Below are 12,669 nucleotides of genomic sequence, written 5' to 3'. Positions count from 1 at the left end.
CCTTTTGCATTTTATAGGCCCCCGAATCTTCTTATTGCACTACCAACGGCTGGATACTTCTGCCACCGCTGCCATTGCTCACAGTAACAAAGTATACACCTGCCTTCACCCCCTTCACAGCCACCGGCACATAATGTACACCCGCAGCAAACACCTTATTCGCCAACTGATGCACCAGCCTTCCGTCAACTCCCATTAAGCTCACCCGCAGCTGTTGCGCTGTTGCCAGCGATAGCTTTACCGTCGACATACCGGTTGCCGGGTTCGGGAAAACCACCGGCGAAGCATCGATCGCAGGAACAGTCGCTGCACTCGTAGCGACCCTGCTGCCCACCGCACCGCTGCACAACGCTTCCGTCGGGGTATTACCCGTGATCTCGATCCAGTCGATATTCGCAAATTCTGCCGCCGCCGTCGTTTCAATGCGGATCTTATTCGTACCGGCTACCAGGTTCACGGTGATATTACCAGTCGTAGTCCAGGTTGTCCAGGCACTCGTTTTCGGGAAGGCCGCCGCACCATTCACTTCAGCGCCATTGACCAACAGGCGTGCAGTGGTGGCACTTTGCGAACCCGCGTTGGCATACCGCCAGCGCAGGGTATAGCTGCCCGCAGCACCGGCCCGCACCGCCCAGGTGATGCCTTTGGCACTCGCATTACTAAGGTTAACATAGTAGCCGCCATCCGCGCCTGTATAGGTATTCTGCCTCGAACCATCCGCACTGCAATAACCAGTACCCGTGCCCGATTTATCATCGATCCGCAACGTGGTACCACCGCCGCCCGAAGTGATGAAGTTGGCAGTCACCGAAGTATTCGCATTGATCGTAACCGTCGTGGTAGCACTGGAACCACTCGCTCCCCCACTCCAGCTGCTGAAACTATAGCCACTGGCCGGAGTGGCCGTGAGTGTCACCACCGTGCCCGCCGCATACGAAGCAGCGTTCGGACTCCTCGTGATCGTACCACCCGCCGCAGGCGAAGCAGTCGTCGTCAGCGTAAAGGTACTTCCACCGCTATTGGTGAAATTGGCCGTCACCGTCTTGTTGCTGTTCATCGTCACAGTCACCGAGGCAGCACTACCCGAAGCATCACCACTCCAGCCGGTAAATGTGTAACCACTCGCAGCAGTAGCTGTCAGCGTAACCACGGTTCCTGAATTATACGAAGTAGCATTCGGACTCCGCGCTACACTGCCGCCCGCCGCAGGCGATGCACTCGTAGTAAGCGTATAGGTCGTAGTAGTGGCCCCCGATTCAATCGCTCCCAGGTCAGGTGCCGACCCATTGTACGTAATACCGGTAGACGTAACACCGGTATTGATGAGGTCACTGCCGCTCGCCAGGTTAAGGAACCCACCGCTCACAGGGCTCGCATTGGCACCCGGCGACAAGCTCACAAAATCAGCCGCCGTCACCGTAAAACCACCAGCCGCACCCTGAAAGGAATTAGGCGCTGTAGCAGTGCCTATGATGCGATCATTGGAGCCGCTCAGGTACGAAAGATTGTTCTTGAACACACTGGTGCCGCCATCGAAGTTGAAGTTGCGCTCCGTATTGCTGTAACCGGTATTGTTGGTCATCTCGATGGTGCCCAGGTTTCTATTGTACGTGAAACCATGTTTACCATTGCTGAAAGCAACACAGCGGCGCACGATATGATTAACGGAGATATCCTCCCCGCCGAGTTTGAAACCATTCTTATCCCCGTTGCCCGAAGTAGACCCATCCGTAAGCCGGCCATTGGAATGCGCAATACAGCCTTCTAAAGTCACAGCGCCAATTGGCCCCGTATCAGGTTTCGTATACAGATCCCACCCATCATCGATATTGTGGTGCGAAACACAATTGCGGAACACATTGCCATTGCCGCTTGTGAGTTTCGCAGCGAAACCATCAGCATCTTCATTATCGGGATCTTTGTTGTCGTAGGCCTCGCAATTCAGGATCAGGTTGTTCGAAGGCCACTGACTGATAGTAGTGTAATTGGTATTGTACCGGCTTAGCTGCAACCCACTATCCGCATTCTTTCGGAAGATGCAGCTTTCAATGGTATTGTTATCACCCGAAAGCAATAACCCGTTATCACCGGCGCTTTCAATGATCAGCCCTTTCAGGTGCCAGTAACTGCCATCGAGGACAATCCCTCTGTTGGAAGTAGAGATAGCCATCCCCGCAAAACTGAGCACCGGCACTTCGCTGTTGTACGCAAAGATCTTCTTGGTAGCGCCCGACGATCCGCTGTTTGCTTCAGCAATAACGACCGTAGCCGTAATGTTGTAAGTGCCGCCGCGTAGGTAAATGGTACCACCCGCTCCAACAGTGGCAATAGCGTTCTGTAAAGTAGTGGGAGCCGAAATGGAAGTACCGCTGTTCGACGCACTTCCGGTAGGAGAAACATACAAAGTTTGCCGGGCCATAGCGCTCATAACAACGCATAGCATGCCCAGCATGAGGCATAGATGTTTTTTCATGCAACAAGCTGTTTTAATGATTAAATAAATAAAAGGTCTGTATAACAGGCAGCCTGCATGCATAAGCATCCGAGGGCAAAATGTTCTGCAAAACAGTTTGCTGCTTGGTATTCTATGCCGGTAAAAGATCAGCTGTTAAGCGATAGGAAAGATAAAGAGGGGTTATCCTGTTCCTGAACACGAACAAGCAATCGCTGTTAGGCCAATCAAGTATGGAGTGGAGAAGTTGCTAAGGAGTCCTGCGGCCTGTTTTGGTAAACTACACCTGCTCACCGTTGCACAACTACAGGAAATAAATCGAATATTAAGTTATACAGAAACCTAACGGCAACGCTAAATATACCGGGCTTTATTTACGCAATCGTTCCCGGCAATAGCTAATCGCAGAGGTGCCAAAGACGATCAACCGCCATCCGCACCGGCGCCATCAGATCAGGGAAATACCAAGTCCGGCCAATGCTTTTTCCCCCTTACCCGTCATAATAACCGTGCGCTCCTGGGGTTTCCTGCGCAGCCAGTTCTGGTTAAGCATATGGTCAAGCAGTGCAGCTCCCAAAGCCCCGGCCAGGTGATGTTTCCGCTCCGTCCAGTCAAGACAGGGTTTGGCAAAATGCCGTTTCTGTTGCTGCAGGCCGGCGATGCCGATGCCCAGATCCTCAAACCATTGAACGCCACGGGTGGTGAGGCGATATTCATCTTCCTCCGGACGGATGATCTTTTGCACCAACAAACCATGGGTGATCTTTACCGCCACCTTTCCCGCCAGGTGATCGTAGCAGGTGCGGGCAAACCGTATATCACCATTGTTCAGCACGGGTGCCGGCCCTTCCTTCATTGGGGAAGGCATCAGGTTACTCAATGCTTCAACAGCATACGCTACTTTGTCTTTTGCATAACGATAGTAGCGGTGCTTCCCCTGCTTTTCTACTTTCAGCAAGCCGGCGTCGATCATCCTGGACAGGTGATTGCTGGCCGACTGCGGCGACAGGTTAGCGGTGAGCGCCAGTTCGCCGGCCGTATAAGCCCTGCCATCCAGTAAACTCCAGAGAATACGCGCCCGGGCAGGCTCCCCGATCAGGCTGGCAATGGAGGTAAACCGGTCAATGGATTCCATACTTCATTGTTGAATGAATTGTATACCACCAAAGGTAGCTATTATTGTTTCCGAAAAACGATACAATCATGCATCAACCGGTATTATTCCGGCAATCGGAGATCAACGACCCGTACGCTTATTACAGGCAATATCTTGATCAACACCCTGTTTGGTTCGATGCTCCGAACAAGTTGTGGATCCTGTATGGGTACAACGATTGCACATCCCTGCTTCATCACCCGCAAGCTTACATACCTCAACCTGCAGAACCTGAAAAAGGAACCTATAACAACGAAGCACAATTACTCTTGCGTTTCCTCATCCGGCTGGGCAATCCTCCCCGGCACGCCGCACACCGGGAGATCGCCATGGAGTTATTCAAGGTATTTCAACCTTCACCAACCGGTCAGTTACTCGAAAAACTCCTTAAAGGGATAAACTTACACGTACCGCTGGATTGGGTATGCACTGTATCCAAACGACTGCCGGCGTTACAACTGGTAGATGGATTCGGGTTTACACCACAGCAGCAGGAAACCATACTCGGCTATTTACCCGCCCTGGTGCAGATCATGTTGCCGGCGAAGAGCGAAGAACAGGTAAAGGAGATCAATGAAGCAGCACAAATACTGTATCCTATAGTAAGCCAGCATATCGGCAGCCATGAAAAACTAACCATCAACGCGAGCAGCAACCCGGCAGGTGATCCCGCGCACACCATGCAAATAGCCACGGCCAACCTGTTGGGATTGCTGATCCAAAGTTACGATGCCGGAAACGGCTTATTGAGCCATGCCCTGCTGCAGGCATTGGCAACACAGCAGAATGATCACCATCAAACATTTCAGGAACACAAGTATGTGCACCGGTTCATTACGGAAACGCTTCGCTACCGCGCGCCCAATCACCACACCCGCCGCCTACTGCAGGCTCCTGTTCAGTTAAAAGGACAGGTGCTTCCGCAGGGCGCCATGGTGGTACTGGTACTCGCTGCCGCCAACCGCGATCCCAATCAATTTATCCGCCCGGAACAGTTCGATCCATACCGCAACAACAATGATCATATCGCATTCGGTACAGGTGCGCACGCCTGTATCGCCCGGCATATCATCGTGCCGCTCGCTGCCGATATGCTCACCTGGATCTTTGCCCGCTACAGGAGAATTGAATTGTACGATCAAACGATCGAATTCGAGCCACTCATTCATGTGAGGCTACCGCGTAAAATAATAGTGAAACTCACCACCTGAATTATACACTCCAGCCCATCTACCTTTCAATGGCCACCAATAAAAAAAGCCATCCTGCAAGTAAGCGGGATGACTTTCCTGACCCTATGGTCAGCAGATATTTTGATGGAACATACTCCGGTTAGGCGATACTAACCTGAAGTGTCCATGAATGATCTGTAGATTTCATGAATACCTCCTTTTTCTTTGGTTATTGGGAAGACTAAAGTTAAGGGAAATCAGTTATGCGCGGGGTAGCCAGGTAAATTTTAACTTTACCATTGTAATGGCAAAACAGAGCGCAGGAATCCTTCTGTACAGGAACATCCACAACAAGCTGGAAGTACTACTGGTTTTTCCGGGCGGGCCCTATTTCTCGAAGAAAGACAACGGCAGCTGGACCATTCCCAAAGGGGAATTTGAACCTACTGAAGCACCCTTGCAGGCCGCCATCCGTGAGCTGGAAGAAGAGACCGGTTACCGCACCAACGGCGACTTCATCGAATTAACGCCCATTAAACAAAAAGGCGGCAAGATTGCTCATTGCTGGGCCCACGAAGGCAACCTCGACGAAACCGCTATCATAAGTAATACCTTTGAGCTGGAATGGCCGCCGGCATCGGGCAGGCGGCAAACCTATCCCGAAATAGCCAAAGCTGCCTGGTTCACGGTAGAAGCGGCCAGTCTTAAGATCAACGAACGCCAGTTGCCGCTGCTGGAAGAATTGGCACAAATAATCGGCAGTTAAACCTGTTTTAGTAAATTACCGCAGGTTATGAAAGAGATCGAAGATATCATACAAGCATACAGGAAGGCAAGTGAGGCAGGCAAGCAAACTGCCCTGGCCACCGTAGTACACGTAGAAGGCTCCTCCTACCGCCGGCCAGGCGCCCGGATGCTCGTTACCGACGACGGACAACTCACCGGCGCCATCAGCGGCGGCTGCCTCGAAGGCGACGCCCTGCGGAAAGCGCTGCTGGCCATTGCACAACAAAAGAACAAGCTCGTTACCTACGACACTTCCGACGAAGACGACCTGCAGTTTGGCGTTCAGCTGGGCTGCAATGGCATCGTGCACATCCTGTTTGAACCCATCAACGCCGCCGATCCCCTGCACCCCATCGCATTGCTCGAAAAAGCCTCGCTGGCAGGCGAAGCAACGGTCATGGTAACCCTGTTTTCGCTCGACGCTTACGACGGCATACAGCCTGGCACCTGTGCCTTGCAGGCGCACGGTGTACTCAATAGTCGCATCACCGATCCACACCTCATGGCAGCCCTGCTGCCCGATGTACAGCATACGCTCGACTGCCGCACCTCTTATATTCATCAATACCAGTTTGACCTGCATACCGTGAGCGCCCTTGTAGAATGGGTAGCTCCACCGGTCTCGCTCATCATTGCCGGCGCCGGCAACGATGTATTTCCACTGGTAAAGATGGCACAGATCGCCGGCTGGCATATCACCGTAGCCGACGGCCGGCCCAGCCATGCCAATCGCCAGCGTTTTCCCGAGGTGAGGCATTTGCTCACCGCCAAACCCGAAGCGGTATTGGAACAAATGACCACCGGCCTGCAAACAGCCGTTGTGCTGATGACGCACAATTACAACTACGACAAGGCGATGCTGAACGGCTTGCTGCAAAAACAGCTTGGGTATATCGGCGTACTGGGCCCGCTGCGCAAATTGGAAAGGATGTTCCAGGAGCTGGAAGAGGAAACAGGGCGCACCATCGACGCGGGTGCCCGGCAAAATATCTATGGACCTACCGGTCTCGATATCGGCGCCGAAACCGCGGAAGAAATAGCCCTGTCCATCATGGCCGAGATCAAGATGGTCATGCAGGGAAAATCGGGCCTGCCCCTGCGCGATAAAGACGGAGCCATCCACGAGCCAGTCAAAACTACCCTGCCGGAAAAGATAAGCAGTACTGAAAAAAGGAACAGCGACCCCATCACCTGCGCCGTTACCAGTGAGCTACACGATCCTAATGCATCAACAGTATGAATACAGCCGTCCTGATGTTGGCAGCAGGCGCTTCAACACGCATGGGCCAACCCAAAATGTTTCTTACTTATAAGGGCAAGACCTTTCTGCAAAGAACGGCCGAAGCTGCCACAGCAGTAAGCGACCAATGTTATGCAGTGGCAGGTTCATTAGCCGGAGAGATCACCCTCGCCTTGCGCCCTTACAACGTGAAGGTCATTAACAATCCCCTGTGGCAAAACGGCATGGGATCATCCATAGCAGCCGGCATGGAAGGCATTGCGCAAGCCGGCATTACCCCCGGCGCCATCCTCATCACCGTTTGCGACCAGCCTTTCATCGATGACAACTTACTACAGGAAATGATCAACACCCTGCAGAGATCCGGTAAGGGGATCATCGCCTGCACCTACAACGACACCATCGGCACACCGGTACTCTTTACGCCCACCTATTTCCCTTTGCTCGCCCAGCTCGGCGGTCAGCATGGCGCTAAGAAACTCGTGCAACAGAACCCCGATGATGTAGCCAGCATACCTTTCCCATTGGGTGGCTTTGATATTGATACACCGGAAGATTACGAAAGGCTTCAGCAGCTTTGATCATCAATAACTTCATTCAACTTTATTGAACTGCTAACCGGCCATACCGCTGAATGGAATGCCAAAATAGCTGAATATAATCACCTGCCCCGCCGCCATATTCCGGCCGAAATGCTTAGCATTGTAGCCTCAAATTGCACACCATGACAAGCCGGTCCTTATTACTGTCCCTCTTATCCATGAGCATACTGACCAGTGTTGCCTGTAAATCGGGCGGACAGTCAACCGGCAGCGCTCCTGCAACACCCGTAGCGCCAGGTGCTCAGCCAGTACTGGTGTCCAAACAATTCAGCTTTACCGAAGGCCCCGCCGTCGACAAAGCGGGCAATATCTTCTTTACCGATCAACCCAATGATAAGATCTGGAAATACGATACCGAAGGCAAGCTCAGCCTCTTCCTCGATAAAACCGGCCGTGCCAATGGCTTGTATTTCGATCGCAAAGGCCAGCTCATCGCCTGTGCCGATGCCAACAACGAACTATGGTCCATAACACCCGAAGGAAAGTCAACCATCCTCATGGACAACTATCAAGGTAAAAAGATGAACGGCCCCAATGACCTCTGGATCGATAAAACGAACGGCATCTTCTTTACCGATCCCTATTATCAACGTGACTACTGGACCCGCAAAACACCCGAGCTCGACAAAATGCACGTGTACTATCTCGCAGCCGGCACGCGCACACCGGTGGTGGTGGCCGACAGCTTTGCACGCCCTAACGGCATCGTAGGTTCCAAAGACGGTAAGATCATGTACGTAGCTGATATCGGCGCCGGAAAGATCTATAAGTACACCGTTGAAAAAGATGCCCGCCTCACCAACCGTACCCTGTTTGCATCACAAACCGCCGATGGCATCACGCTCGACAACCAGGGCAACCTCTATGCAGCCGGCAATGGCGTTACAGTGTACAACCCGAAAGGAGAAAAGATCCAGCATATACCTATCCCTGAAAAGTGGACAGCCAACCTTTGTTTTGGCGGACCCAAAAGAGACGTACTATTCATCACCGCCTCCACCGCAGTATACACTTTACAAATGCAGGTGAAAGGCATCGAATAAACATATCCTGAAGCCCGGAGCAGATCATCCCCCCACTTATCTGTTTCATAAATCATTATTACTCACCAACACCAGTTGAATCCAATGTGTGCATTATTGAATCGTTCGCTATTGCTGGCATCTATGCTGCCCCTTGGGCTGATGGCTCAAAACAATACCAAGGCGCCTGCCGCAGTATTGCCTGTTCCATCCTCCGCCCAGCTCAAATGGCATGAAATGGAAATGAATGCCTTTGTGCATTTCACCACCAACACCTTCACAGATAAAGAGTGGGGCTATGGCGATGAACAACCATCCATCTTCAACCCTACCCAGGCCGATGCGGGCCAATGGGCACGTACATTGAAAGAGACCGGTTTCAAGACCATGATCCTTACCTGCAAGCACCACGATGGATTTTGTCTCTGGCCCAGCAAATACACAGAACACTCTGTGAAAAACAGCCCTTATAAAAATGGCAAGGGCGATATCGTACGCGATGCCAGAGATGCCGCAAAGAAATACGGACTTCAGTTTGGCGTGTACCTCTCCCCCTGGGATCGAAACCGCGCCGATTACGGACAGCCCTCGTATGTCGAATATTACCGCAACCAACTGAAAGAATTGTTTACCACGTACGGCCCTGTCTTTGAAATGTGGTTCGATGGCGCCAATGGCGGCGATGGCTACTACGGCGGTGCCAAAGAGAAAAGGAGCATCAAAGGAGCCACGTATTATGATTGGCCCACAACGCTCGACATGGTGCGCAAGATGGAACCAAACGTAATCTTCTTCAGCGATGCTGGTCCGGGCGTAAGATGGGTGGGCAACGAACGCGGCGTGGCCGGAGAAACGAATTGGAACACCATCACAACAGATACGTTATATGCAGGCAAGCCCAATATCGAAAAACTACTCAATACAGGCTCGCCCGATGGCACCAAATGGGTACCGGCCGAAGTAGATGTATCGATCAGACCAGGCTGGTTCTATCATGCCAAAGAAGACAAGGAGGTAAAAACACCCGAGCAACTGTTCGATATCTACCTCACCTCAGTTGGCCGAGGCTCTACCCTGCTGCTCAACGTACCGCCCGATCGTCGCGGCCTGTTCCACGAGAACGATGTCAAATCACTCTATGGCTTTGCAACTTTGGTAAAGCAAAGGTTCTCCAAAAACCTCGCGGTAAAGGCTCCTGTAAAAGCCGATAGTTACCGGGGCAACCAGACCGCCTTCGCAGCCCGTAACCTCACCGATGGCAACAAAGAAACCTATTGGACCACCAACGATGATATAACCACCGGCCAGCTCGAAGTAACATTGCCGGCCAATTCCACTGTCAGCTATATTGTGTTGCAGGAATACATTAAACTGGGGCAGCGCGTACAATCCTTTACAATAGAAGCCTGGCAGGATGGAACGTGGAAAAAAATAACCGATGGCACCACCATCGGCTATAAACGCATTCTGAAGATAGATCCCGTCAGCATCGGCAAGATCCGGATAAACATCACAGGTTCAAAAGCCTGTCCTGTCATATCCAACCTGGCCATTTATTAAACCAGAGGCGGCAGCAACCGGCATAGGGGTGTCATTGCGTGGCACAAGCCCGGCATGATTTGAAAGAGTTGAACTAAGCCCGACTGCCGGCACCCTTCGCTTAATGGGCAGAGTATGTTATTTTAGCAAACTGAAACGTTTTCGTGATCAGTTCTTTCCGGCGATGCAAAAAGATTTAATTTGGGCCAAACAGACCCATTGCTCATGAACCATCTTTTGCGCGCCATTGTAACAGTACTAACCATTACTCTTTATCTAAGCCCCTTGCAGGCACAGCAAAAAGGCCCACGCTTTAAAGTGATCGGCTTTTATACCGCAAAAAACGACCAGGCCCATATCAGCTATGTGCACGAAGCCAATAAATGGCTGGCACAGGCAGCCGCCGAAAACAATTTTCAGTACGACTCCACCAACAATTGGAACAATATGAATACAGACTACCTGGCACAATACCAGGTAGTCTTGTTTTTAGATACCCGGCCCGACTCGGCCAGTCAGCGAACCGCCTTCCAGCAATACATGGAAAACGGCGGCGCCTGGATCGGCTTCCACTTTGCCGGCTTTGCCCTTAGTCCCTCAGCCTATCCGCAAAACTGGGACTGGTACCACAATCAATTCATCGGCGCGGGCCAATACAAAGGCAATACCTGGCGACCAACATCGGCAGTATTACGCGTGGAAGATAAAAAACACCCTTCCGTGAAAGGATTGCCCACCACCTTCTCATCGGCCCCCAACGAATGGTATAGCTGGCAGCTCGACCTGCGCAAGAATCCCGATATCAATATCCTCCTTTCCATCGACTCTACCAGTTTTCCCTTAGGCACCGGCCCTAAAAGTTGGGAGATCTGGCACAGTGGTTACTTCCCCGTGGCCTGGACCAACAAAAAATACCGCATGGTGTACGTGAACATGGGACACAATGATATCGACTACGAAGGACGCACCAATAAGGAACTATCGTTCACCTATGCCAACGCATTCCAGCGCCAGCTCATTCTCAATACCCTGAAGTGGATGGGCAAGTCTAAAAGAAAAAAATAAGTAGCGGCTATAGTACAGACATGGCTACCTGCACAATGTTCTCCAGCATATCTCGGCTGGCAGTTTCAGACCTGGCAGCCACCCTGATGCCTGTATAGGTATTGAAGAGAAAACTGGCAAGTGCTGTGGGACTATGAATCTTGCTGATCTGCCCCTTGTCCTGCCCCCGCAGGATGGCCGTTGCAAAGATGACCTCCGTTCTGTTACGGTTGGCCGTCACGATCGCCATTACCTTTGAATCGTGCAAAGCGAGTTCACTGGTGGTATTGACCATAAAACAACCCTGTGTAAAGCGCCTGGCAAGACTCTCTTCCACGGCCTGCATCAATATTTGCTGAATAGCCACCCGAACATCCGGCGCATGGCCAAGCTTATCTTCCAATACAGCCTCATTGATGGTACGGTACAATTCCAAAGCTTTTATGAAAAGCCCGTGCTTGTCGCCAAACGTATCATACAGGCTCGACCGGCTTAAACCAACATAATCTACCAGATCCTGCGCCGAAGTTCCATTGTATCCTTTATTCCAGAAAAGCTGCATAGCCTTCTTCAGCACCTCCTGCTCATCAAAAACTTTAGTACGTGCCATACGTGGTCATTTATGAACCAAAATTACTAATCAGGAACGAATGTTCCAGATTAAGGCAAAAAAATCACATCACGGTATTGACAGTCAGGCCGCCATCTACCACCAGCTCAGTACCTGTGATAAAGCTGGAATCGTCTGAGGCAAGGAATAAAACCGCTTTGGCAATCTCCTCGGGCTGGGCAAACCGTTTCAGCAATATCTTCTGTCCCAATGCATTACCAAGACCCTCCACCTGTTCTTTTTCAAGACCCAGTTTGCCGTATAAGGGAGTAGCAACCGGGCCGGGAGAGATGGCATTTACGCGGATCTTTCTCACTGCCAGTTCACCGGCCAATACTTTGCTGATCGACAGCAAAGCTGCTTTAGAGGCCGCATAGATACTGCTGCCGGGAGCTGCCAGGGTAGCATTTACAGAAGTATTGAAGATTACCGAGCCACCATCATTCAGCAGGGACAACAATTGTTGCAGTGTGAAATAAGTACCCTTTACGTTGGCATTCATCAGTTGATCATAATGTGCTTCCGTTACGTCCTGGATAGGTGCAAAAGCAGCAGCGCCGGCGTTCAGGAACAGGACATCAATTTTTCCGAATTGGTTACGCACCTCAGATTCCAGTTCCTTTATGGAAGCAAGATTTGACTGATCGGCAACTACCCCCTTTGCACCCAACTCATTGGCAGCCTTTTCGGTAGCGGCTCCATTACGGCCGGTCACAACTACTTGTGCACCGCTGTCGATCAAGGCTTTTGCAGCTGCATAACCAATACCACTATTACCACCGGTAACAACGGCCATTTTTCCTGTAAGACCTTTCATGATGTTCATTTTTTCTGTTTGATAAAACAAAGCTACAAATACTGGAACGATCATTCCAAATATTCTTTGTTAATTCCTTCTTAACGGGTCGGGGCGCGCCGGATAAGCAAATGGCCGGTCATTACAGGCACCTGTTCCAAAACCGGGATGAGGGAAGGATAAGCGTAGGATAATCGCTTAGAATGCCAGGAATCTCTGAAATGGGAAGCGGGGCCATCTATTGAAAGAC

General features: G+C 51.3%; 11 protein-coding genes. 7 read left to right on the top strand and 4 right to left on the bottom strand.

The annotated features are described in order from the left end of the window. Positions 1-31 precede the first annotated feature (31 nt). Together P2H89_RS18355 and P2H89_RS18350 are read right to left on the bottom strand one after the other, a co-directional pair. Positions 32-2,473, bottom strand: coding sequence for a carbohydrate-binding protein (locus tag P2H89_RS18355; protein WP_275829492.1), 2,442 nt, complete (start codon positions 2,471-2,473; stop codon positions 32-34). Between the two features lie 427 nt (positions 2,474-2,900). After that, a complete protein-coding gene (locus tag P2H89_RS18350) occupies positions 2,901-3,587 on the bottom strand; it encodes a helix-turn-helix transcriptional regulator (protein ID WP_275829490.1) in 687 nt (228 codons plus the stop codon). A 68-nt stretch (positions 3,588-3,655) separates the two neighbouring features. Between P2H89_RS18350 and P2H89_RS18345 the strand changes: the two genes are divergently transcribed. From P2H89_RS18345 to P2H89_RS18315, 7 genes are all read left to right on the top strand, one after another. After that, positions 3,656-4,819, top strand: a complete 1,164-nt coding sequence (locus P2H89_RS18345; RefSeq protein WP_275829488.1) for a cytochrome P450 — start codon at positions 3,656-3,658, stop codon at positions 4,817-4,819. Between the two features lie 265 nt (positions 4,820-5,084). After that, positions 5,085-5,546 (top strand): NUDIX domain-containing protein, encoded by a 462-nt coding sequence (locus P2H89_RS18340; protein ID WP_275829486.1) that lies wholly within the window; start codon positions 5,085-5,087, stop codon positions 5,544-5,546. A gap of 27 nt (positions 5,547-5,573) precedes the next feature. Then, complete coding sequence (locus P2H89_RS18335) at positions 5,574-6,806, top strand: XdhC/CoxI family protein (RefSeq protein ID WP_275829484.1); 1,233 nt, start codon at positions 5,574-5,576, stop codon at positions 6,804-6,806. After that, on the top strand, positions 6,803-7,387 hold the full coding sequence (locus P2H89_RS18330) for a nucleotidyltransferase family protein (RefSeq protein WP_275829483.1): 585 nt from the start codon (positions 6,803-6,805) through the stop codon (positions 7,385-7,387). The genes P2H89_RS18335 and P2H89_RS18330 overlap by 4 nt, the downstream gene beginning before the upstream one ends. 143 nt (positions 7,388-7,530) lie before the next feature. Then, on the top strand, positions 7,531-8,451 hold the full coding sequence (locus P2H89_RS18325; RefSeq protein WP_275829482.1) for an SMP-30/gluconolactonase/LRE family protein: 921 nt from the start codon (positions 7,531-7,533) through the stop codon (positions 8,449-8,451). An 84-nt stretch (positions 8,452-8,535) separates the two neighbouring features. Further along, the gene (locus P2H89_RS18320) at positions 8,536-9,990 is read left to right on the top strand and encodes an alpha-L-fucosidase (RefSeq protein WP_275829481.1); all 1,455 of its coding nucleotides are present in this window, start codon (positions 8,536-8,538) and stop codon (positions 9,988-9,990) included. Between the two features lie 204 nt (positions 9,991-10,194). Further along, positions 10,195-11,034 (top strand): ThuA domain-containing protein, encoded by an 840-nt coding sequence (locus P2H89_RS18315; RefSeq protein WP_275829480.1) that lies wholly within the window; start codon positions 10,195-10,197, stop codon positions 11,032-11,034. 7 nt (positions 11,035-11,041) lie between these two features. Here P2H89_RS18315 and P2H89_RS18310 read toward each other — a convergent pair whose 3' ends face one another. Both P2H89_RS18310 and P2H89_RS18305 read right to left on the bottom strand, forming a co-directional pair. Continuing rightward, entirely contained in the window at positions 11,042-11,623 is a 582-nt protein-coding gene (locus P2H89_RS18310; protein ID WP_275829479.1) for a TetR/AcrR family transcriptional regulator, read from the bottom strand. A 64-nt stretch (positions 11,624-11,687) separates the two neighbouring features. Continuing rightward, a complete protein-coding gene (locus P2H89_RS18305) occupies positions 11,688-12,449 on the bottom strand; it encodes an SDR family oxidoreductase (RefSeq protein WP_275829478.1) in 762 nt (253 codons plus the stop codon). Positions 12,450-12,669: the final 220 nt, after the last annotated feature.

The sequence above is a fragment of the Paraflavitalea sp. CAU 1676 genome (assembly GCF_029223285.1).
Classification (GTDB): domain Bacteria; phylum Bacteroidota; class Bacteroidia; order Chitinophagales; family Chitinophagaceae; genus Paraflavitalea.
This window is presented reverse-complemented; position numbering and strand designations above follow the sequence as displayed.

What these genes read in the sequence shown, in the direction of transcription:
- P2H89_RS18350 (WP_275829490.1), bottom strand. Translation starts at nt 3,587, where the DNA reads ATGGAATCCATTGACCGGTTTACCTCCATTGCCAGCCTGATCGGGGAG.
- P2H89_RS18310 (WP_275829479.1), bottom strand. Translation starts at nt 11,623, where the DNA reads ATGGCACGTACTAAAGTTTTTGATGAGCAGGAGGTGCTGAAGAAGGCT.
- P2H89_RS18330 (WP_275829483.1), top strand. Translation starts at nt 6,803, where the DNA reads ATGAATACAGCCGTCCTGATGTTGGCAGCAGGCGCTTCAACACGCATG.
- P2H89_RS18315 (WP_275829480.1), top strand. Translation starts at nt 10,195, where the DNA reads ATGAACCATCTTTTGCGCGCCATTGTAACAGTACTAACCATTACTCTT.
- P2H89_RS18305 (WP_275829478.1), bottom strand. Translation starts at nt 12,449, where the DNA reads ATGAACATCATGAAAGGTCTTACAGGAAAAATGGCCGTTGTTACCGGT.
- P2H89_RS18335 (WP_275829484.1), top strand. Translation starts at nt 5,574, where the DNA reads ATGAAAGAGATCGAAGATATCATACAAGCATACAGGAAGGCAAGTGAG.
- P2H89_RS18340 (WP_275829486.1), top strand. Translation starts at nt 5,085, where the DNA reads ATGGCAAAACAGAGCGCAGGAATCCTTCTGTACAGGAACATCCACAAC.
- P2H89_RS18320 (WP_275829481.1), top strand. Translation starts at nt 8,536, where the DNA reads ATGTGTGCATTATTGAATCGTTCGCTATTGCTGGCATCTATGCTGCCC.
- P2H89_RS18325 (WP_275829482.1), top strand. Translation starts at nt 7,531, where the DNA reads ATGACAAGCCGGTCCTTATTACTGTCCCTCTTATCCATGAGCATACTG.
- P2H89_RS18355 (WP_275829492.1), bottom strand. Translation starts at nt 2,473, where the DNA reads ATGAAAAAACATCTATGCCTCATGCTGGGCATGCTATGCGTTGTTATG.
- P2H89_RS18345 (WP_275829488.1), top strand. Translation starts at nt 3,656, where the DNA reads ATGCATCAACCGGTATTATTCCGGCAATCGGAGATCAACGACCCGTAC.